We start from the raw sequence: 20,799 nt of genomic DNA on the forward strand, positions 1-20,799 counted from the left end.
CGCCGAGCCGACGGCGCTCTCCGCGGGCGCTGAATCCTCCGCTCCCGCTGTGCCCGCTATACCGCTGTGCCCGCAGTGCCTGCAGCGCCCGCAGGTCAGGCGATCCGCGTCCCGGCGCCCAGGCGCTTGATCGGCACCGCCAGCCTCAGCACCGACACCGCCAGGGAGATGAGCGCGACGATGCCCCACGCCGCCATGCCCATCGGCCACATCGGGATGCTCAGCGGCGTCCCGAGATCGTCCGGATAGTTTTCGTCGGCCGGGTCGCAGTTGTTGTAGTCCGAGGGGTGCGGCGGACTCGAGACCTCCCGCATCCCGAACTTGATGATGCTCAGCGCGTCGGGCGTGCGGCCGTCGTCGAACTGGTCCCAGTCCTCGTCGACGTCGATCGTGGGCGCCGTCTCGGCCAGCATGATCAGCGGGTTCGGCCACATCACGGGCTGGGCGAGGTCCATCCGCCACACGGGCCGCGTCGTGGTCTCGGCGACGCACACGTCGCTCTCGCCCGAGTTCTCGTAGTCGTACTGGGTGTAATAGGCGGTGACCTCGCGCTCCGAGGTGAGGAACGTGGCGGAGACGCCCCACAGGATGGGGCCCACGATGGTCACGCCGAACACCAGCACATAGGCGAGCACGACCGACCCGAGCTGGCGCTGGGTGATCGCGGACAGGCCCAGGCCGAGCGCGGTCACGCAGAACGTCAGGAAGCAGATCATCACCACGACCCGCAGCAGGTAGAACACGCTGACGTGCCCGAGCAGGGCGAGCGGCAGGGCCGACGGCATCGCCAGGACCATGAACGCCAGGCCGGTGAGGATCCCCGCCAGCAGCTTGCCCAGCACGATCTCGACCGGGCTGAGCAGGCTCGCCTGCAAGGTGGCGAGGGTGCCGGCGGTGCGGTCGCCGTTGATCGATCCGGCCGACAGTGCGGGCGTGACCAGCAGCATCGCGATCAGCACGAGGATCATCTGCAGGCTGAACATCACCCGCGCGACGGGCGCGACCGTGACCCACTGCGAGGTGTATATCGCGGGGACCAGAGCGAGCAGACCCAGCGCGAGCAGCACGAGGGTCCACACGCCGAGCGCGACGTACCAGCGCACCGAGCGGATCCGCTGCCGCAGCTCGAGGGACGTGACCAGCCACAGTCCGCGGGGTCGCAGGGAGAGGGTGCCGTTCCTCATCAGAGCGCTCCTTCACGGTTCGCGGCGTCGGTCGCCAGGTAGGCGGCCTCGAGGCGGCCGGTCGCCGGACCGAAGGAGACCACGGCGGCGCCCTTCGCGGTGAGGTCCGCCAGGAGCCGGGCGGCGGTGGCCTCGTCGGGCAGATCGACCACCGTCTCGGCATGGCCGCTGGTGGTGTGCGCGGGATCCACGACCCCGTGATGGTGGACCCCGAGATCGCCGAGGGCCCGGGACAGGGAGCTCGCGTCGAGCGACTCGACCCGCCAGGGCCGTGGCCGCGCAGCGAGGTCGCGCACGCTGCTGGAGTCGACGACATGACCGCCGTCGAGGAACACGACGTGATCGGCCATCTCCTCGAGCTCGGTGAGGATGTGACTGGAGACGAGCACGGTGGAGCCGTTCTCGGCGACCTGCCGCACCACCTTCAGCAGACGCCGACGGGAGGCCGGGTCGAGACCGGAGGCCGGCTCGTCGAGGATCAGGATCTGCGGGCCGTGCACGAGGGCCCGGGCGAGGCCCAGGCGCTGCTTCTGGCCGCGGGAGAGCACGTGGGCGGGCTGCTGGGCCAGCGGCACCAGGTCCATGAGCTGCAGCAGCTCCTGGACCCGGGTGCGCACCTGGGCGGTGGGCAGGAAGTAGGCCCGCCCCATCACCTCGAGCACCTCGGCCACCCGCAGCGAGTCCCAGGCCCCGAACTGATCGGGCATCCAGCCCACCATCGCGCGCACCGCCGGCGAGTCCTGGGAGGGGTCGATGCCGTGCAGCAGCACCCGTCCCTGATCCGGAGCGAGCAGCGAGGCGAGCATCAGCATCAGCGTGGACTTGCCCGAGCCGTTGGGGCCCACGAGCGCGGTCACCTTGCCGCGGGGCGCCACGAAGGACAGATCCCGCACGGCGTGCACCGATCCGAAGGAGCGGCTGACGTGCTCGCAGACGATGCCCGCGCCGTGCTGCGGCGGGGGGACCTGGCCGCCCGAGTGGCTCTGGCCGCCCGGGTGGCTCTGGCTGCTTGGCTGGCCCTGGGCGCATGGCTGGCTCTGGCTGCCTGGCTGGTTCAGCCCACCCGGCTGGCCCATCGCGTCTGGCTGGCTCTGGGCTACCGGCTGGCTCTGGGCACTCGGATGGCTCGGGCCGCCCGGACCCGGGGCCGTGAAGGCGCTGTCGGGACCCGGCCTGTCGTTCGGCTCCCCCGAGCCGGACGGCGACTGCTGCGTCGAGTCGTAGTCGTATCTGTCCATCTGTGCTTCCCCCTATGGAACCCGGCTGTTCCCCCGGCCGGGGACGCTTTCTGCGTCATGAGCACAGCGTGCCATGGGGTGACCTGCACGGAGAACGATTCCAGGGGCACGTTCCGGATACGAATCGTGGGGACATCGTGAAGAGGTGGCGACGGCGACGAGGCGCTGGGCCGAGCGACCAGCCATCCGGCAGAGCACCGGGGTGGGGCCTGCCGCTACCGGCGAGCCCCACCCCGAGGCATGGTGTCAGTCGGGACCGCTCAGTCGGGACTGCTCACTCGGACATGGCCTTGTTGCCCTCGTCCTGCGCCTGCGGGATGCCTTCTTCGGCGGTGAGGCGGCCGATGAAGACCTCCTGGAAGATCGGGATCGCGACGGTGAGGCCGGCGTTCGCGCGGGCTCCGATGTCCGCCTCGGCGGCATTCTTCGCGGCATCGACGAACACGCTCACGTCGATGCCCTTGTCCTTCCAGAAGGCGAGGAAGGCGTCCTGCGCGTCGACGTGGGCGGGGAAGGAGACGCCCTTCTCGGCCAGCGGCAGCTGACCGTCGAGGCTGCCCAGCCAGGTCAGCAGGGCGGTGATGCCCTCCTGCTGGTCGTCGTCGGCCTTCGCGTTGCCCACCGCGACCACGCCGTGCACGAGCGACTTCGCGCCCTCGGGGCCGGCGACCGGCGCGGCGAGCGCCCATTCGAAGGAGTCGGCCACGCCGTCGGCGATCGCCGAGAGGTTGTACGGTCCGGACTGGAACAGGCCGAGCTTGCCCTGGATGAACAGGTCCTTGGTGAAGTCGCCGTTCTCGTTGGTGTCCGCCGCGCTCGGGGCGATCTGCGCGACGTTGACCAGGTCGGCCATGTACTGGAACGCCTCGATGCCCTCGGGGGAGGCGAAGGTGTACTCGTTCTCGTCCTGCCACTGCGCACCGTTGGAAGCCAGCATCGGGCCGATGATCGCCTGCCGATCGGCCTGCGAGTTGAAGCCGAACTGCTCGCGGGAGTCCGCGTCGAAGCCGTCCTCGCCCGGGTGCTTGCCGGCCTTGTCGAGCGTGAGAGCCTTCCCGGCGTCGCGCAGCTCGTCCGTGTCGGCGGTCGGGTCGAAGGCCAGGGCCGACGGGTCCACGCCGGCCTTCTCGACCAGGGCCTTGTTGTAGAACACGGCGATGGAGTCCCAGATCTGCGGCACGCCCCAGAGGCCGCCGTCTCGCGTGTAGAGGTCCACGACGCTCTTCTCCCACTGCGCGGCGCCGTCGGGCACGACCTTGTTGATGTCCAGGAGGTCCTCGGAGTCCTTGTACAGGACGTAGTTCGCGGAGTTCATCCAGTACACGTCGGCCGCATCGCCGCTGGCCACGTCGAGCGGAAGGCGGGTCCAGTAGTCGGCCCAGGGCACGAGGTCGATCTTCACGCCCCAGCCGCTGTCCGCGGTGAAGGCCTTGAAGGACTCCTCGTAGGCGGGCACGGCGTTCTCGTCCCAGAGGCGGAACGTCAGTGTGCCCTTGCTGCCCCCGCCGTCCGAGCCGCCGGAGCCGCCGTCGCCCCCGCCATCGCTCGAGGGGGAGCAGGCGGCCGCGGTGCCGAGCAGGCCGGCCGCGGCGAAGGAGGAGAGCAGGGTACGGCGCTTCAGCATGGGGTGTCCTTCCGAGGGCCGCGGACGCGGCGCAGGTGATGGCTCCATTGTGCCGCTCCGGTGCGGGGACCGGAGGGGATGTCGTCGAATCGAGACTCGGCGCGGCGTGCAGCCCGAGCAGGCCCGCCGCGGCAGGCCGGCAGCGGCTGCTCAGCGGAGGTCGCTCGACGGCAGCTCGGCGGTGGCTCAGCGCATCGTCGTGTCGCCCACGGAGCTGGTGATCTGCTTCTGGAACACGATCATCAGCAGGACCAGCGGCAGCATCGCGAGGGTGGTGCCGGCCATCACCAGGGTCCAGTTGTTGTTGTACTGCGACTGCAGCGCGGAGGTCGCCACGGTGATCACGCGCCACTCGGGGCCCGACGTGATCACCATCGGCCACATGAAGTTGTTCCAGTGGGTGACCACGGTGATCAGCACGAGGGTGACGATGATCGGCCGGTTCAGCGGCACCACCAGGTGCCACAGCAGGCGCAGGGTGCCGGCGCCGTCGATCCGCATCGCGTCCATCAGCTCGCTGGGCACGCCGCGGAAGTTCTCCCGCAGCAGGAAGATCGCGTAGGGGGAGCCGAGCACGAACGGGAAGATCAGCGCCCAGAAGGTGTTGCGCAGGCCCATCTCGCTCATCATCAGGTACAGCGGCACCACCACGACCACCTGCGGCACCATCAGCGTCGCGACGTACACCCAGAACAGCAGGTCACGGCCGGGGAAGCGGAGCTGGGCGAAGGCATAGGCGGCGAGCACCGAGAACACCATCTGCCCCACCAGGATCACGGCGACCATCTGCACGGTCACCGCCACCGGGGTCACGAAGCCGTCCGCCGAGGTGAACAGCTCGATGATGTTGTCGATCACCGGCGGCGCGGGGATCGCGAGCGGCCCTTCCTGGGCGAACTGCGTGCTCGAGGTGAACGCCGTCATCACGGAGAACAGGAACGGCCCCAGGGTGAGCACGGCGGCCACGGCGAGCACCACGTAGGTGCCGGCGTAGCCCGCGAGCGTGCGCGCCTGCATCGAGCCGGTGCTGCGGGGCCGACGGGGCCGTGCGGGGGTGGCGGATTCGGTGGGGGTGTCGGGGGTGGTCATCGTCGTCCTCCTCTCAGCTCATGTCGTAGGTGATGCGGCGGGCGAAGTAGCGCTGCTGGATCAGCGTGATGACCACCAGCAGCACGAACAGGATCACCGCGACGGCGCTCGCGCGGCCCAGGCTCGAGGAGGTGAACGCCTCGTGGTAGACCAGCGAGGCGATCACCTCGGTGCGGTGCTGGGGCCCGCCGCCGGTGAGCGCGAAGACCATGTCGAACACCTGGAAGCTCGCCACCACCTGCGTGACGGCGAGGAAGAACGTCGTCGGCCGCAGCAGCGGGATCGTCATGTACCGCATGGTCCGCCAGGGACCCGCGCCGTCGATCCGCGCCGCCTCGTAGATCGAGCCGGGGATCCGGGACAGGCCCGCCTGGAAGAACAGCGAGATGTAGCCGACGTTCTGCCAGATCGCCACGAACGCCACCGCGGGCAGCGCCAGGCTCGGGTCGGTCAGCCATTCGATGCGCACCCCGAGGATCTGGTTCAGCGCCCCGACAGACGGCTGGAAGATCCACTTCCACACCACGCCGAGGGCGAGCGGCGCGCACACCCACGGGATCACCACGATCACCCGCACGATCGCCGAGCCCGGCAGCGCCCGCACCAGCTGCGAGGCGAGTGCGAGGCCGAGAGCGAGGGAGACCGGCACCGAGATCAGCGTGAACAGGGCGGTGACGATCAGGGAGTTCAGCAGCGCCCCGTCCGCCAGCAGGGAGGCGTAGTTGTCCAGGCCGATGAAGTCGCGCGTGCCCAGCAGGTCCCAGCGGAACAGGGAGACCACGAAGGCGAGCAGCACCGGCAGGATCAGGAAGGCGGTCACGCCGATCAGGCTGGGCGCGATCAGCAGCCATCCCAGCAGGGGCCGACGGGCGTTCATCGGCTCTCCCCTCGAGGCGCGGACTGGTGAGGATTCACCAGGTCACGGTATAGCAGTTGGGGCACGAGCGGCGGATCCGGCCGATGCCGGGCCCGCTGCTCGATTACGCTCGGCACATGAGCTCAGCGACGGATCCCGCAGGCGCCGACGCGCCGGTCACCGACCCCCACGCCAGCATCTACGACCACGGCTTCGTGCGCGTGGCCGCGGTGACCCTCCCGGTCGCGCTCGCCGACCCCGCCACCAACGCCGAGCGCCACCTCGAGCAGCTGCGCGACCTGCACGACCAGCAGGTGGGCCTCGCCGTGTTCCCGGAGCTGTCCCTGACCGGGTACTCGCTGGACGACCTGGTCATGCAGGAGCCGCTGCTGGATGCCGCCGAGCAGGCCATCGCCACGCTGGTCGAGGCGAGCCGCGAGCTGCTGCCGATCATCGTGGTCGGCGCCCCGCTGCGCGCCCGCGACCGCTCCCGGATCTTCAACTGCGCCGTGATCATCCACCACGGCGAGATCCTCGGCATCGCCCCGAAGCAGAACCTCCCCACCTATCGCGAGTTCTACGAGCGCCGCTGGTTCGCCCCCGGGGACGACGCCGACGGGGAGCTCGTGCGGATCGCCGGCGAGGACCACGAGCTCACCCCGCACTCGATCATCACGGTCCAGGACGTGCCCGGACTGCGCCTGTTCGTGGAGATCTGCGAGGACATGTGGGTGCCGGTGCCGCCGTCGGCCGAAGCCGCGCTCGCCGGCGCGACCGTGATCGCGAACCTGTCGGGCTCGCCGATCACCGTCGGCCGCGCGGAGGATCGCACACTGCTCGCGCGCTCCGCGTCGGCCCGCTGCCAGGCCGCGTACATCTACGCCGCCGCCGGCGAGGGGGAGTCCACCACGGACCTCGCGTGGGACGGGCAGACCTTCGTGTACGAGTGCGGCGACCTGCTGGGGGAGTCCGAGCGCTTCCCGCAGGGCCCGCGCGCCACGATCGTCGACGTGGACCTCGACCGGATCGTCGCCGAGCGTCGCCGCCAGAACACGGTCGACGACAACCGTCGCACCCACGCCGAGTCGCTCGAGAAGTTCTCGACCTGGCACGAGGCGTGGCTCTTCGGGCCCTTCGGCGAGGACTTCGAGGAGTTCGAGGACTGCGACGAGGGAGACGGCGAGGAGCAGGGCAGGAGCGTGGGCTGGTTCGCCCATGCACCGCTGTCCGGCGCGACGTTCCACGGTGGAGCCGTCTCGGGCAGCGGCGGCGACGTCCGCGGCGAGGTGAGCGAAGCTTTCGAGCGCCCTCACCCTGCCACCGGAGCGCTGCGCCGGCCGCTGCACCGCTTCCCCTTCGTGCCCGACGATCCGGCCCGCCTCGCGCAGGACAGCTACGAGGCGTTCTCCATCCAGGTCGCGGGGTTGGTGCGTCGGCTGAGCGCGATCGGCGGCGACAAGCCCGGCGGTACGCGCCCCGTGCTCGGGGTCTCCGGCGGGCTCGATTCCACGCATGCGCTGCTGGTCTGCGCGCGGGCGATGGATCAGCTGGGCCGCGACCGCTCCGAGATCCTCGCCCACACGATGCCCGGCTTCGCGACCACCGAGCACACTCGTTCCAACGCCGAGTTGCTCTCGCGGGCGATCGGGGCGAGCTTCGAGACGATCGACATCCGTCCGGCCTCGACCCAGATGCTGAAGGACATGGGGCACCCCGCCGGCAGCGGCGAGGAGGTCTATGACGTGACCTTCGAGAACGTGCAGGCCGGCATGCGCTACGACTACCTGTTCCGCCTCGCGAACCATCACGGCGGCATCGTGGTGGGCACCGGTGACCTCTCCGAGCTGGCGCTGGGCTGGTGCACCTACGGCGTGGGCGACCAGATGTCCCACTACGGGGTCAACGCCGGCGTCCCCAAGACGCTGATCCAGCACCTGATCCGCTGGGTCATCGCCGAGGGGCTGTTCGACGAGGCGACCGGTGACCTGCTGCAGGCCGTGCTCGACACCGAGATCTCCCCGGAGCTGATCCCCACCAAGCCCGGGGAGAAGGCGCAGTCCACCGAGGACTCGATCGGGCCCTACGCGCTGCACGACTTCACGCTCTACCACCAGCTGCGCCGCGGCTACGGTCCCGCCAAGATCGCCTACCTCGCCCACCAGGCCTGGGGCGATCTCGACGCGGGGGAGTGGCCCGCCGGATACTCCGAGGGTGACAAGCGCTCCTACACGCGGGTCGAGATCAAGCACTGGCTGAGCGTGTTCACGCGCCGCTTCTTCTCCAACCAGTTCAAGCGCTCCGCCGCCCCGAACGCCCCGAAGGTGCTGGCCGGCGGCTCTCTCTCCCCGCGCGGCGACTGGCGGATGCCCTCGGACGCGACGAGCAAGGCCTGGATGGCCGAGCTCGAGAACGAGGTCCCCGGAGACTGACGCGCCCATCGGCCCCAGCGACGTCAGCAACCCCAGCGACGTCAGCAACCCAGCGACGTCGGCGACCCAGCGACGTCGGCGACCCATCGACGTCAGCGGGGCAAAGTTGGGGGAATGGACTGGCTATTCCCCCAACTTTGCCCCGCTGGCGCTGAGTTCTGGCGCTGAGTTCTGCCGCTGACGACAGGGTGCGCGGCCCGCTCGCCGCTTACTTCACCGCGCCCATGGACAGACCGCGCACGAGCTGCTTCTGGGCGATCCAGCCGGCCAGGACCACGGGCAGCGAGGCCAGCACCGAGGCGGCGGCGAGCCGTGCGAGGAACAGGCCCTCCGAGGTCATGGTCGACATGAGGAAGATCGGCACGGTCGCGGCGTTCGCGGCGGTGAGGTTCAGAGCGAAGAAGAACTCGTTCCACGCGAAGATCACGCAGATCAGGGCGGTGGCGGCGACGCCCGGCGCGACCATCGGCAGCAGCACCGTGCGCATGGTGCGCAGCAGCGAGGCCCCGTCGATCGACGCCGCCTCGAGCACCTCACCGGGCACCTCGAGGAAGAACGAGCGCATCATCCACACCGCGATCGGGAGGTTCATCGCCGTGTACAGCACGATGAGGGTGAAGATGTTGTCGAGCATCCGGATCTGGCCCGCGATCACGTAGATCGGCATGATCACCGCGACCACCGGCAGCATCTTCGTGGAGATGAAGAAGAACAGGAAGTCCTGCGTGCGCTTCACCGGCCGGATGCTCACCGCGTAGGCGGCGGGCACCGCGAGCACCAGCACGAGCAGCGTCGAGCCGACGGTCGCGATCATCGAGTTCAGCAGGTACGAACCCGCCCCGGAGGAGCCGATGATCGAGGCGTACTGGTCCAGCGTGGGCGTGAACAAGAAGGTGGGCGGGTTCGAGGCCGCCTGGCTCTCCTGCTTGAAGCTGGTCAGCACCATCCACGCCACCGGGGCGAAGAAGATCAGACCGGCCGCCCAGGCCAGGATGGTCAGCAGGATTCCGCCGGTCCTGCCCTTGGGTCGGCGCGGGCGGATCGGTGCAGCGGGGCGCGTCAGGCGCGGGGCATCAGCGGTGGAGGTGCTCATGACTCCGTCCCCTTCCGGTCTGTCCTCACGGGTCGTCGACGAAGGATGCTCATGACTGCTCCTTGGAGTTGATGCTGGTGAAGATCAGGCGCAGCGCGAAGGTCGCGATCACGATCGTGGCGATCACGGTGACCACGCCCATCGCGGCGGACTGCCCGATGTCGAAGCCGAGGAACGCGCGCTGGTAGATGTAGAACGGCAGGTTGGCGCTCGCGGTACCCGGGCCGCCCGCGGTCATGAGGTAGATCTGGTCGAAGGTGTTCACGACGTAGATCGCGCCCAGGAGCACCGACAGCTCGAGGTAGAACCGCAGGTGGGGCAGGGTGATGTGCACGAAGGTCTTGCCCGGGCCGGCGCCGTCCATCGAGGCGGCCTCGAGCACGTCGCCGGTCTGGGACTGCAGGCCCGCCAGGAGCAGCAGCATCATGAACGGCGTCCACTGCCACACCAGCGCGATGATGACCGAGACCATCGGGAACTGACTCGTCCAGTCCACCGGAGAGATCCCGACGGTGCCGATCAGCCAGTTGACCAGCCCGTACGTCGGATCGAACATCGAGATCGACCACAGCATCGCCCCGGCCACCGGCATGATGAGGAACGGCGTGATCAGCAGGGTGCGGATGAAGCCGCGCCCGAAGAACTTCCGATCCAGCAGCAGCGCCAGGCCCAGCCCCAGCAGGAGCGAGACGACCACGCAGCCCAGCGTGAACAGGATCGAGTTCAGTGCCGCGGTGCGGAACGTGGAGTCGACGAAGAGGTCGAGGTAGTTGCGCAGTCCCACGAACTTCTCGCCCTCGGGGCGCAGCAGGTTGCGTGAGCGCAGCGAGTACCAGATCGTCAGCAGGAACGGGATCTGGGTGCAGACGACCACGAACAGGAACGCGGGCATCAGCGGGAGCCGACGGCGCCACGCCTCGGCCTTGGAGTAGTCGCCGTCGTGCGGGGCACGGTCGCGGGGCTTCTGGGCCGACGAGGTGCGCGGTGCGTCCGGTCCGCGGCCGACGGGAGTGTCAGTGGCTGTGCTCATCGGTCCCTCTCCTCCCGCTCTGTTCTGGTGCTCTTGGTGCTCTCGGTTCGTCGTCGCGAGGTCGGCATCGCTCAGCCCTCCCAGCCGTAGGTGCGGGCGACCGATTCGGCGAACCCTTGAGACTGCTTCAGCGCGTCGTCGACGCTCTTCTGCCCGGCGATCGCGGCGGAGAACTGCTGGCCCACGCGCGTGCCGAGGTCCTGGAACTCGGGGATGACCACGTTCTGGAGCCCGTCGTACGGGACCTCCACGGTCATCGAGTTCTCCTGCGTCGAGTTCTCCATCGAGTCGAGCGTGGGCTTCGCGTAGTTCTTCGAGAGCTCCGCGTACTCGGGGATCTCGTACGTGGATAGGCGGGAGCCGGGTGGCAGCGCCTCCCAGCCCACCTCGTTGCCCACGAGCTGGAAGTAGTCGGGATGGGTCATCCAGGCGATGAACTCCCAGGCCGCGTCCTTCTTCTGACTGGTCTCGGGGATCGCGAGAGCCCAGGAGTACAGCCAGCCGGCGTAGGGCGTCTCGAGCGTCGGCCCCAGGGCGTAGCCGGTCTTGCCGACCACGGTGGAGGAATCGGGGTTCTCCACGCCGGAGACCATGGAGGAGGCGTCGAACCACATGGCGGCGTTGCCCTGGCTGAACCGGGTGAGGCACTCGCCGAAGCCGGAGGTGGCGGCGCCGGGCTGCCCGTAGGAGCGCAGCGTGTCCACGTACATCGAGACCGCGTCGTACACCTCGGGTGAGCTCAGCTGCGGGGCCCAGTCCATGTTGAACCAGCAGCCGCCGAAGGTGTTGATGACCGTGCTCATCGGCGCGAGGTTCTCGCCCCAGCCGGCCAGACCGCGCAGCGCGATGCCGCTCATGCCGGCGTCGGGGTCGTGCAGGGTCGAGGCGAAGTCGCGCACGTCGTCCCAGCTGGGGTGCTCCGGCATCGTCAGACCCGCCTCGTCGAACAGGTCCTGGCGGTACACGAGGAACGCGCTCTCGCCGTAGAAGGGCACCGAGTACATGGAGCCGTCCACGGTGAGCGCGTCCTTGATGGTGGGCACGAAGTCGTCCGGCGCGTAGCCGTCGGTCTTCGCGATGTAGGGCTCGAGGTCGGTGAGCCAGCCGTTGGGCGCCCACAGCGGGGTCTCGTAGTTGGAGATCATCACGACGTCGAACTCGCCGCCGCCGGAGGCGACCGACGCGGTGATCTTCGCGCGCGCCTCGTTCTCGGGCAGGGACACGAACTGCACATCGATGTCGGGGTGCTTCTGCGTGAAGTCGTCGATGAGGCTGATGGCATCCTGCATCTGCGGGTTCGAGACGATCGCGACGACGATCGACTCCTTGCCGCCGCCGGAGCCGGAGCCGCAACTGGCCAGGGCTGTGGCACCGAGCCCGGCGGTGAGGCCGGCGCCCAGGACAGTGCGACGGCTGGGGCGTATTCCTGCAGGTGCAGGTGCAGGTGCAGGTGCAGGTGCAGGTGTGGGCGTGAGTGCGGGCGCGGTCGTGGCGGGGTCCGGGGGCCGAGGCGGGCTTCCGGGTCGGGCCTGTCGTGCCGCGCGGGGTGGTCGTGGTCGGAGGTGTCCCATGCGCTGTTCTCCTCTGAACGGCTGAGGCTGGACGGGCCCTGAGATGGGGAGGGGCTCGCGTCGTGGCCGCTGTAGAACGGTGGGTCCGGCGGGTCCTGCGTGACCCTGAACTGCTCAGGGCTGGTCCTGAGCTGTCCCGGGTGTCCGGGGGCTGTCTCAGGAGGGGTCGACAGTGGCCCGCTGGGATGGTGTGCCTCGGCAACGGTGCCGTGCACTCATGTGATCGCTGAATATTGCTCAACTGAGAGTGAGCGTAGTCATATACGCTCAGGTGAGCAACAGTCCGCGAGCAGATGTTCACGACGTGAGATCTTGGAGGAGGGTTCCCATGGCGCACCACGGCACGATGTCGGACGGGGAGCCGCAGGTCGGCACGGAGATCGAGGTGCCCCCGACGGCCCTGCTCAAGGTCCAGCTCGCCACCGGATATTTTGTGGACGGCCAGTCCAAGGTCGAACTCGCCCGCCGCCATGGGTTGTCCCGGTTCCAGGTGGCCCGACTGCTCGACGAAGCGCGCGACGAGGGCATCGTGCGCATCGAGATCGTCGACCCGACGGCCACCGGACGCACCCACGCGCAGCTCGCGCAGCGCCTCGGGATCTCCTCGGTGACCATTGCCGCGTCCCGCCCGGGCGAGCCGATGCGAGACGCGATCGCCCGCCAGGTGGCACGCCTGCTGCCCGTCGCCCTGCGCGAGGGCGGCCGCCTCGGTGTCGCCTGGTCGCGCACCCTCATGCATCTGCCGGACCACCTCGGCGCGCTGCCCCCGGCGGACGTCGTCCAGCTCGTCGGCCCGCTCAGCGCGCCCGGCTTCTCCACCGCCCTGTCCTCGGCGCTGGTGCACACCCTCGGCGCCCGGGCCGGCGGTCGGGTCTGGGCCCTGCCCACCCCGCTCATCGTCGACTCCGCCCAGGTCGCCTCGTCACTGCGAGCCATGGAGGAGGTGCGCACCGCGCTCGATGCGGCCGACGACCTCGACGTCGCCGTGGTCTCCATCGGTGCCTGGGCCGCCGGTGCTTCGACGCTCTGGGCGCGGCTCGGGGCCGACGAGCAGCGCCGTGCGCACGACGCCGGCGTCGTCGCCGAGGTGTGCGGGATCCTCCTGGACGGCTCGGGGGCGGTGTGGCACTCCGCGATGGAGGATCGTGTGATCGGTGTGCGGGCCGACCAGCTGCGACGCGCCCGGGTGATCGCTGCGGCCCCCGCCGTCGGCCGCCCCGAAGCGGTCGTCGCCGCAGCTCGCTCCGGTCTCGTCGACGACATCGTGCTCGCCCCCGAGCTCGCCGACCAGGTCGCCGCGCTGCTCGGGTGAGGGGTGGGGCTCCGCTCGCCGCTCGCCGCTCGACGCTGGCAGCTCGCCGCTCGCCGCTCGCCGCTCGACGCTGGCAGCTCGCCGCTCGCCGCTCGCCGCCTTCACCTGGGCGTCGTCGTCTCTCTGTGTCCCGATCGTCGGCGCTCAGTCGATTCGATCAGATGAGCGTCAACCCCTGCTCATCTGACGCGGGAGTGTGTATCGTCAGTGCTCCGAGCACTCGCCGACGAAGGATGAGCCATGACCGCGTTGACCTCCGCTTCCCTCTCCGACATCGCTGCGAAGGGCGAGGTCGCCGTCCCGACGTACCCGCTCCAGGAGCGGAAGGTCGGCATCGTCCACTTCGGCGTGGGCGGCTTCCACCGCGCGCACCAGGCCATGTTCCTGGACCGGCTGTTCAACGCCGGCCGTGACCGCGACTGGGCTCTGTGCGGCGTCGGCCTGCTGCCGGGCGATTCCCGCATGCGCGATGCCCTCACCGCCCAGGACGGCATGTACACGCTGGTCACCAAGGCGCCCGACGAGACCCGCGACCCCCGCATCATCGGCTCGATCGCCAAGTACCTCTTCGCCCCCGACGACCCCGAGGCCGTGCTCGCCCAGATGGTCGACCCGGCGGTGCGCATCGTCTCGCTGACCGTCACCGAGGGCGGCTACAACTACAACCCCTCCACCGGCGAGTTCCAGTACGAGACCGAGGCGGTCGCCGCGGACCTCTCCACCGATTTCGCCGACGGCTCCGGCACCCCGCGCACGATGTTCGGTTACGTCGTGGAGGCGCTGCGCCGCCGCCGCGAGGCCGGCACGGAGCCGTTCACGGTGATGTCCTGCGACAACGTGCGCGGCAACGGCGACCTCGCCAAGCGCATGATCCTCGCCTACGCGCGCCGCCGCGACGAGAACGGCCTGCACGGCGAGGCCACGCTCGGCGACTGGCTCGAGAGCGACGTCGCCTTCCCCAACTGCATGGTCGACCGCATCACCCCGGTCACCGCGCCCGAGGACATCGAGATGATCTCGGAGGATTACGGCATCGAGGACGCCTGGCCCGTGGTCAGCGAGGACTTCGTGCAGTGGGTCCTGGAGGACGACTTCCCCGCCGGCCGCCCCGCCTATGAGGAGGTCGGGGTGCAGATGGTCGAGGACGTCGAGCCCTACGAGCTCATGAAGCTGCGCCTGCTGAACTGCTCCCACCAGGCCATCGCCTACTTCGGCCTGCTCCTGGGGCAGACCTACGCCGACGAGGCCGCCGTGGACGAGCATCTCGCGCCCTTCACGCGCACCCTCTACATGGACCACGAGGGCACCCCCACCGTGCCCGAGGTGCCGGGCATGGATCTGACCGCCTACAAGGATGAGCTCATGGCGCGTTTCGCGAACCAGAGCGTCAAGGACACACTGGCCCGCCTCGCCGCGGAGTCCTCTGACCGCATCCCCACCTGGCTGGTCCCCGTGATCCAGGAGAACCTCGAGGCCGGACGCGACGTCACCGCCTCCGCCGCGATCGTCGCCTCCTGGGCCCGCTACGCCGAGGGGACCGGCGAGAACGGTGAGGAGTGGCCCGTGGTGGACCGTCTCCACGACCGCGTCATGGCCGCCGCCGCGAAGCACGACGAGGACCCGCTGGCCTTCCTCCGCGACGAGGAGCTCTTCGGCGACCTCGTCGACCAGGAAGCCTTCACCACGCCCTACCTCCACGCCCTCGAGGTGCTCCGCACCGACGGCGCCCGCGCCCTCCTCACCGAGCTCGTCGAGAAGGGCTGACCCAGCGCCCCGCGTGCCTCGCCCTGCCCCGGCGCTGTCGCGACCTGCCCGGCCTCTGCGTTGTCGTGCCCAGTCCTGCCTCGGTGCTGCCGTGCCCAGCCCGCTCTCGAGTGTTGCCCAGCCCTGCCTCCGCACCGCCCGAGAGAGGCAAAGATGGGGTTATCCGGTATCGATTCCCCCAACTTTGCCTCGCTGGCTGCGGGTCGTCGTGTCGGGTGACGGGCTGGGGACTATGCCTCGGGTCGTCGGGTCGTCGAGGAGTCGTGTCCGCTGGCGGGGCACGAGGCCAGGTCTTGAGGGGGTTGAGGCGGCGGAGGTGCTCAGGCAGCTGCGCTGCGCCGCCAGCCGTGACGCGTGAGCGCCTCCTCCAATCGCCGTATCCCGCGTCGGCATCCTTTGTGGAGGTCAGCGGCCACCGTCTGCACCTCGATCCATCCGGCTGCCTCTCGATTCTCGCGTCGGGCGATGTCGTTCTCCTGCTGCTTCGGAGTGCGGTGCCTCGGACCGTCATGCTCGACGCACACCCGCCACCGCGGCCAGGCGAGATCCGGCTCCCCGAGGTCGTGACCCCCGTCGAACTGACGTGTATTGAGTTCGGGCTCCGGTAGCTCTGCCCGTGCGGCGGCGAGCCTGAGCCTCGTCTCGGCGGGGGAGTCGCTCCCCACTCGGACCAGTTCGAGTGCTTCCAGCAGGCGCAGTCTTCCCGAACCCGAGTATTCGCGCGCCGCCGTGCCGAGCTGCTGCGGCGTCGCGTAGGCGTGGGTGCGATGTTCCAACCTGCTGCGTGGGTGACGCACCAGGTGGTCGCCGATCTCGACGAGTTGGTCGAGGGTGAGATCCCGGGCGAGATCGAGCCAGGTGCGCACCCTGCTGGTGACCCGCAGCGCGCCGATTGCGACGAGCTCTTCGCCCCGGAGGTGCTGTCGAGTCCAGCGCACCAGTCGTGTGTCGCGTCTGAGGTGTCCATTCGCGGTCATCTGAATCGACGTGGTGCGCGACTCCACGCTCCAGGTCTCGACGGGCAGGGGGAGCGGCAGTCCCCAATGCCGCGCGGCGCTCGAGCCCCGGACCACAGCCATCGGGTCATTGCGGGTCAGCGCGGTGATGATCGCGGCTTCGGTGAGGTCGGCGTCCGCACGGACATAGATGCCGTAGCCCAGCCGGCGGAGATCCTGTGCCCGCAGACGGTCGGTGCTCACCCCTGCGCGCCGCGCTTCCGCAGTGGTGAACACGGCGAACGGCAGCGAGGGCGGCAGGGGTGAGGGGTGGCGAGGCATGGGTGAATGCTCCGATGAAGGAGGTGCTGACGCGGGCCGCCGTCCACAATCCCGAGGTCCACGGCGTGCGAGAAGCTTCCTCCCCAGGGCGTTCTGGTCATCGCCTCTCGCGCGCAACCCGCTGCCGCTGCCGCTGCCGCTGCCGCTGCCGCTGCCGCTGCCGCTGCCGCCGCGGGTGCTGCTGCCGCCGCTGCCGCCGCGGGTGCTGCTCCTGCTTCCTCCCAGCGATACGGAAGCCTCTCCTACTCGCAGGGCCGCCGAGAGCGGTCTGCCGTCCCGTTAGCGAGGCAAAGTTGGGGGAATCGAGGACGCTATCGACCAACTTTGCCTCGCTCGCCGTGACGAGGTCGTGGGGAAGAGCGGCGAAGGCCAATGAGGTCGTGGTCCGGGGAGTCGCCACGGCGCGCGCGGGGGAGTGTTGGGTGGGCCACGTCTCGAAAGGGCTGTGACCTGGGGGTGCGTCTCGATAGGTGGGGTCATGAGCGTCTGGGCGAGAGCCCTCGTAGACTGGTCGGCGGTTCCGTGTGCTGGGTCGACGAACAGGTCAGCGCCCAGGTCACGGAATGTGGGGCCCGCTCGTCGGTGTCCCGCAGCGGGGCAGTCCGATGCCTGGTCAAGCACCCGGGCTGACGCCTGGTGACGTTGACCGTCCCTGGGTGGACGCCGGTGGTGCAGCGCCCGGGCCGACGCCTGGTGACGTTCGCAGTCGCTGGGCTGGTGCCCGACGCAGTACCCCGCTCGATGTCTGACGCAGTACCCCGCTCGATGCCTGATGCCTGATGCCTGATGTTTTGCCCGATGCCCGCAACCGTGAAGGAACCCGTCTCATGAGCCTGGTCGTCCAGAAGTTCGGAGGATCCTCCGTCGCCGACGCCGACTCGATCAAGCGTGTCGCCCAGAGGATCTCCCTGTACTCGAAGGCGGGCCACACAGTGGTCGTCGTCGTCTCTGCCATGGGCGATACCACCGATGAGCTCATCGATCTCGCCGAGCAGGTGAGCGACGAGCCACCGGCCCGAGAACTCGACATGCTGGTCACCGCGGGCGAGCGCATCTCGATGGCGGTGCTGTCGATGGCGCTGAACGACGCGGGCGTCGACGCTCGTGCCTACACCGGCTCGCAGGCCGGCCTGATCACCGACGAGGTGCACGGCAAGGCCCACATCCTGCGCGTCACCCCCGGTCGTATCCAGGAGGCCCTGGACGAGGGGTCGGTCGCGATCGTCGCCGGTTTCCAGGGCGTCTCGCAGAGCACGAAGGACATCACCACGCTGGGTCGCGGCGGCTCGGACACCACCGCCGTGGCGCTCGCCGCCGCGCTCGACGCGGACGTCTGCGAGATCTACTCGGACGTCGACGGCGTGTTCAGCGCGGATCCCCGGGTCGTCCCGGCCGCTCGCCGCGTCCCCTACATCTCGTGCGAGGAGATGCTGGACCTCGCCGCCAACGGCGCGAAGATCCTCATGGTGCGCAGCGTCGAGTACGCGCGCCGCTACGGGGTGCCGCTGCACGTGCGCTCCTCGTACTCGGGCCGCTTGGGGACGATCGTCTCCGACGATCCCGAGCGCATGATCCCCATCGACCCCGACGTCACCATCCGCACTGCGGACGTCGCCCGCCGCGACGCCGCCGACCCGACCCAGGAGCTCCCCATGGACGACCATTCCGATCCCGGCCTCGAAGCCCCCATCATCTCGGGCGTCGCGCATGACCGCAGCGAAGGCAAGATCACCGTCGTCGAGGTGCCGGACGTCCCCGGCCGTGCGGCGCTGCTCTTCGATGTCGTCGCTGGTTCCGGGGCGAACATCGACATGATCGTGCAGAACTCCTCGACGGTCGACGACACCGTCGCGATCTCCCTGACCCTCCCCGAGGAGGACGTCCCGGCCGCGCTGAAGGCCATCGAGGCGTCCCGCGAGGCGATCGGCTACTCCGAGGTGCGCTACAACGACCAGATCGGGAAGGTCAGCATCGTCGGCGCCGGGATGCGCTCCCACCCGGGCGTCTCGGCGACCCTGTTCCGCAGCCTCGGCGAGGCCGGTATCAACATCGACATGATCTCGACCTCGGAGATCCGCATCTCTGTCGTCACCGAGCAGTCGCGGCTCGACGACGCGGTGCGCGTGATCCACTCGGCGTTCGGCCTGGACTCCGAGCAGACCGAAGCCGTCGTGTACGGAGGGACCGGACGATGAGCACCCAGAACCCCGAGGAGCGGACCATCGTGGCGAACGACTTCCAGCAGGACTTCCCGAGCGACTCCGCGCACGGGGTCCCGGCAACCAGCACGTCCGGCGCGGCAGCCGGCACGACCCCCGGCGCGGCAGCCGGCGCGCACTCCGTGGACATGACCGCGACCCCCGGGTATGCGGCCGACGGGCCCGTCATCGGCGTCGTCGGCGCGACCGGCCAGGTGGGCAGGGTGCTGCTGGCCCTGCTCGCGGAGCGCGCCGTGCCGCACAGCGCGGTGCGCGCGTTCGCGTCGGCCCGCAGCGCCGGCTCGACCGTGCAGTACGCGGGCGGCGCGCTCGTGGTGGAGGATGCCACGGCCGCGGACATCACGTCCGAGGGCAGGGCGGTCGACATCGCGATCTTCTCCGCCGGCGGTTCGACCTCGACGGCGCTGGCCCCCCGCTTCGCCGAGGCCGGCGCGACCGTCGTGGACAACTCCTCGGCCTGGCGCCGTGACGGCGAGGTGCCGCTGGTGGTCTCCGAGGTGAACCCCGAGGCCATCACCGATCTGCCGCGCGGGATCATCGCGAACCCGAACTGCACCACGATGGCCGCGATGCCCACCCTGAAGGCGCTGCACGACGAGGCCGGTCTGGCGCGGCTGAAGGTCGCCACCTACCAGGCCGTCTCCGGGTCCGGCGTGGCCGGGGTCGCAGAGCTCGCCGGGCAGATCCGTGCCGGGGCCGACGACGTGGAGAAGCTCGCGCTGGACGGGTCGTCCGTCGACCTCGGCGAGCCCGCCGTCTACGCGAAGCCGATCGCCTACAACGTGCTCGCGCTGGCCGGGAACCTGGTCGAGGACGGCTCCGGCGAGACCGACGAGGAGCAGAAGCTCCGCCATGAGTCGCGCAAGATCCTGGGCCTGCCCGAGCTGCCCGTCGCGGGCACCTGCGTGCGCGTGCCGGTGATGAGCGGACATGCGCTCGCGATCCATGCGGAGTTCGATCGCGAGATCACCGCCGACCGTGCCCGTGAGCTGCTCGAGGAGGCCGACGGCGTCACCGTCGTGGACCTGCCCAACCCCCTGGAGGCCGCCGGCCAGGACGGCACGTTCGTGGGCCGGATCCGTCAGGATCAGTCGGTTCCGGGCGGAAAGGGTCTCGTATTCTTCGTCGTAGCGGATAATCTGCGCAAGGGCGCTGCCCTGAATGCCATCCAGATCGCCGAACTGATCGCGAAGGGACAACCTCGATGACGCTTGCCGCGACGAGTGGCCCCCCGGGTGCGGGGACCGGGCCATCGCCGTTGTCCGCCGTCTTCTCCGATCGTGCCGGCGATGAATCGTTCGACGGGAACTCGGTGAACATGAGCGTGGACCCCCTGGCGCAGGCGCTGCGCACGCTGGACTCGATCTCGGCCGCGGAGCTCGAGGTCGGGACCGATCTGCGGACCATCGTCGGCGCTCCGGCCGAGGTCTCGGCGGTGGCGCCGCCGGCCACGACCGGGGATGCCGCCCCTGATCTCGCGATGGTCCTCCAGGAGCCCGAGGTCGTCGAGGCGCCGTTGTCGACCACCCCGGGCCAGGCCCGACGGGAGGCGATCCTCGACGGTGCCGCGGCCCTGTTCGCCGAGCGCGGCTATCACGGGGCGAGCCTGCGCGACATCTCGCGCCGCGTGGGCATCTCGCATCCGGGGATGCTGCACCACTTCGCCTCGAAGGAGGTGCTGCTGGGCGCGGTCGTGGACCGGCTGGAGGCCCATGCCCAGGGCCTGCTGGACTCCGTGGAGTCGCTCCAGGGATCCCCGAAGGCGCTGCTCGCGGCGCTGGCCGGCCCGTGGAACCCCACGCAGCACTCGATGGCGCTGCTGGCCACGCTGGCCGCGGAGACCGTGAACCCGGATCATCCGGGCCGCTACCGCATCTCGCGGCTGCGCCTGGTGCACGAGCATGTGCTCGAACAGGTCTTCACCGGGCACGCCGAGCGGGGTCTGCTGCTCGAGGGCGTGGAGCCGGCGTTCATGGCACGCAGCCTGTTCTCGCTGCTGCTGAGCCTCACGGTGCGCGAGCATTCCGTGCGTGAGCTGCAGCAGGACCGCACGGCCGACCCCATCCGCGACGTGCACGACTTCGTGCGTCTCTGCATCGTCGACTGAGGCGGG

15 protein-coding genes are annotated in these 20,799 nt (G+C 69.8%); 6 read left to right on the forward strand and 9 right to left on the reverse strand.

The annotated features are described in order from the left end of the window. Positions 1-95 precede the first annotated feature (95 nt). The 5 genes from ACT3UL_RS12380 to ACT3UL_RS12400 form a co-directional block, all read right to left on the reverse strand. Positions 96-1,184 carry an ABC transporter permease gene (locus tag ACT3UL_RS12380; RefSeq protein WP_444578542.1) on the reverse strand — a complete coding sequence of 363 codons (1,089 nt, stop codon included), beginning with the start codon at positions 1,182-1,184 and terminating at the stop codon, positions 96-98. Beyond that, the gene (locus ACT3UL_RS12385; RefSeq protein ID WP_444578544.1) at positions 1,184-2,260 is read right to left on the reverse strand and encodes an ABC transporter ATP-binding protein; all 1,077 of its coding nucleotides are present in this window, start codon (positions 2,258-2,260) and stop codon (positions 1,184-1,186) included. Before ACT3UL_RS12385 ends, ACT3UL_RS12380 begins: the two co-directional genes overlap by 1 nt. Before the next feature lie 436 nt (positions 2,261-2,696). Next, entirely contained in the window at positions 2,697-4,046 is a 1,350-nt protein-coding gene (locus ACT3UL_RS12390) for an extracellular solute-binding protein (protein WP_444578545.1), read from the reverse strand. Positions 4,047-4,232: 186 nt separating this feature from the next. Further along, positions 4,233-5,135 (reverse strand): carbohydrate ABC transporter permease, encoded by a 903-nt coding sequence (locus tag ACT3UL_RS12395; protein WP_444578547.1) that lies wholly within the window; start codon positions 5,133-5,135, stop codon positions 4,233-4,235. Between the two features lie 13 nt (positions 5,136-5,148). Further along, the gene (locus ACT3UL_RS12400; RefSeq protein WP_343921956.1) at positions 5,149-6,012 is read right to left on the reverse strand and encodes a carbohydrate ABC transporter permease; all 864 of its coding nucleotides are present in this window, start codon (positions 6,010-6,012) and stop codon (positions 5,149-5,151) included. Positions 6,013-6,128: 116 nt separating this feature from the next. On the opposite strand from ACT3UL_RS12400, the gene ACT3UL_RS12405 reads away from it, so the two are divergent. Next, a complete protein-coding gene (locus tag ACT3UL_RS12405) occupies positions 6,129-8,420 on the forward strand; it encodes an NAD(+) synthase (protein WP_444578549.1) in 2,292 nt (763 codons plus the stop codon). Positions 8,421-8,628: 208 nt separating this feature from the next. Here ACT3UL_RS12405 and ACT3UL_RS12410 read toward each other — a convergent pair whose 3' ends face one another. From ACT3UL_RS12410 to ACT3UL_RS12420, 3 genes are all read right to left on the reverse strand, one after another. Further along, positions 8,629-9,513, reverse strand: a complete 885-nt coding sequence (locus tag ACT3UL_RS12410; RefSeq protein ID WP_444578551.1) for a carbohydrate ABC transporter permease — start codon at positions 9,511-9,513, stop codon at positions 8,629-8,631. Positions 9,514-9,562: 49 nt separating this feature from the next. Beyond that, entirely contained in the window at positions 9,563-10,543 is a 981-nt protein-coding gene (locus ACT3UL_RS12415) for a carbohydrate ABC transporter permease (protein ID WP_444578553.1), read from the reverse strand. 71 nt (positions 10,544-10,614) lie between these two features. Beyond that, positions 10,615-11,832: an ABC transporter substrate-binding protein gene (locus ACT3UL_RS12420; protein ID WP_444578554.1), complete on the reverse strand. Its 1,218-nt coding sequence runs from the start codon at positions 11,830-11,832 to the stop codon at positions 10,615-10,617. A 610-nt stretch (positions 11,833-12,442) separates the two neighbouring features. Here ACT3UL_RS12420 and ACT3UL_RS12425 point away from each other — a divergent pair. After that, positions 12,443-13,426, forward strand: a complete 984-nt coding sequence (locus ACT3UL_RS12425) for a sugar-binding transcriptional regulator (RefSeq protein ID WP_444578556.1) — start codon at positions 12,443-12,445, stop codon at positions 13,424-13,426. Between the two features lie 240 nt (positions 13,427-13,666). Next, positions 13,667-15,190: a mannitol dehydrogenase family protein gene (locus tag ACT3UL_RS12430; RefSeq protein WP_444578557.1), complete on the forward strand. Its 1,524-nt coding sequence runs from the start codon at positions 13,667-13,669 to the stop codon at positions 15,188-15,190. 320 nt (positions 15,191-15,510) lie between these two features. On the opposite strand, the gene ACT3UL_RS12435 is transcribed toward ACT3UL_RS12430, so the two are convergent. Then, entirely contained in the window at positions 15,511-16,467 is a 957-nt protein-coding gene (locus ACT3UL_RS12435; protein WP_444578559.1) for a hypothetical protein, read from the reverse strand. Positions 16,468-17,294: 827 nt separating this feature from the next. Here ACT3UL_RS12435 and ACT3UL_RS12440 point away from each other — a divergent pair. From ACT3UL_RS12440 to ACT3UL_RS12450, 3 genes are all read left to right on the forward strand, one after another. Further along, entirely contained in the window at positions 17,295-18,662 is a 1,368-nt protein-coding gene (locus ACT3UL_RS12440; RefSeq protein WP_444578561.1) for an aspartate kinase, read from the forward strand. 152 nt (positions 18,663-18,814) lie between these two features. Beyond that, positions 18,815-19,894: an aspartate-semialdehyde dehydrogenase gene (locus tag ACT3UL_RS12445; RefSeq protein ID WP_444578589.1), complete on the forward strand. Its 1,080-nt coding sequence runs from the start codon at positions 18,815-18,817 to the stop codon at positions 19,892-19,894. Between the two features lie 110 nt (positions 19,895-20,004). After that, positions 20,005-20,793: a TetR/AcrR family transcriptional regulator gene (locus ACT3UL_RS12450; protein ID WP_444578562.1), complete on the forward strand. Its 789-nt coding sequence runs from the start codon at positions 20,005-20,007 to the stop codon at positions 20,791-20,793. The last annotated feature ends 6 nt before the right edge of the window (positions 20,794-20,799 follow it).

This window comes from Brachybacterium sp. 107 (assembly GCF_052379725.1).
Taxonomy (GTDB): Bacteria; Actinomycetota; Actinomycetes; order Actinomycetales; family Dermabacteraceae; genus Brachybacterium.

What these genes read in the sequence shown, in the direction of transcription:
- ACT3UL_RS12380 (WP_444578542.1), bottom strand. Translation starts at nt 1,184, where the DNA reads ATGAGGAACGGCACCCTCTCCCTGCGACCCCGCGGACTGTGGCTGGTC.
- ACT3UL_RS12385 (WP_444578544.1), bottom strand. Translation starts at nt 2,260, where the DNA reads ATGGGCCAGCCGGGTGGGCTGAACCAGCCAGGCAGCCAGAGCCAGCCA.
- ACT3UL_RS12390 (WP_444578545.1), bottom strand. Translation starts at nt 4,046, where the DNA reads ATGCTGAAGCGCCGTACCCTGCTCTCCTCCTTCGCCGCGGCCGGCCTG.
- ACT3UL_RS12395 (WP_444578547.1), bottom strand. Translation starts at nt 5,135, where the DNA reads ATGACCACCCCCGACACCCCCACCGAATCCGCCACCCCCGCACGGCCC.
- ACT3UL_RS12400 (WP_343921956.1), bottom strand. Translation starts at nt 6,012, where the DNA reads ATGAACGCCCGTCGGCCCCTGCTGGGATGGCTGCTGATCGCGCCCAGC.
- ACT3UL_RS12405 (WP_444578549.1), top strand. Translation starts at nt 6,129, where the DNA reads ATGAGCTCAGCGACGGATCCCGCAGGCGCCGACGCGCCGGTCACCGAC.
- ACT3UL_RS12410 (WP_444578551.1), bottom strand. Translation starts at nt 9,513, where the DNA reads ATGAGCACCTCCACCGCTGATGCCCCGCGCCTGACGCGCCCCGCTGCA.
- ACT3UL_RS12415 (WP_444578553.1), bottom strand. Translation starts at nt 10,543, where the DNA reads ATGAGCACAGCCACTGACACTCCCGTCGGCCGCGGACCGGACGCACCG.
- ACT3UL_RS12420 (WP_444578554.1), bottom strand. Translation starts at nt 11,832, where the DNA reads ATGCAGGATGCCATCAGCCTCATCGACGACTTCACGCAGAAGCACCCC.
- ACT3UL_RS12425 (WP_444578556.1), top strand. Translation starts at nt 12,443, where the DNA reads ATGGCGCACCACGGCACGATGTCGGACGGGGAGCCGCAGGTCGGCACG.
- ACT3UL_RS12430 (WP_444578557.1), top strand. Translation starts at nt 13,667, where the DNA reads ATGACCGCGTTGACCTCCGCTTCCCTCTCCGACATCGCTGCGAAGGGC.
- ACT3UL_RS12435 (WP_444578559.1), bottom strand. Translation starts at nt 16,467, where the DNA reads ATGCCTCGCCACCCCTCACCCCTGCCGCCCTCGCTGCCGTTCGCCGTG.
- ACT3UL_RS12440 (WP_444578561.1), top strand. Translation starts at nt 17,295, where the DNA reads ATGAGCCTGGTCGTCCAGAAGTTCGGAGGATCCTCCGTCGCCGACGCC.
- ACT3UL_RS12445 (WP_444578589.1), top strand. Translation starts at nt 18,815, where the DNA reads ATGACCGCGACCCCCGGGTATGCGGCCGACGGGCCCGTCATCGGCGTC.
- ACT3UL_RS12450 (WP_444578562.1), top strand. Translation starts at nt 20,005, where the DNA reads ATGAGCGTGGACCCCCTGGCGCAGGCGCTGCGCACGCTGGACTCGATC.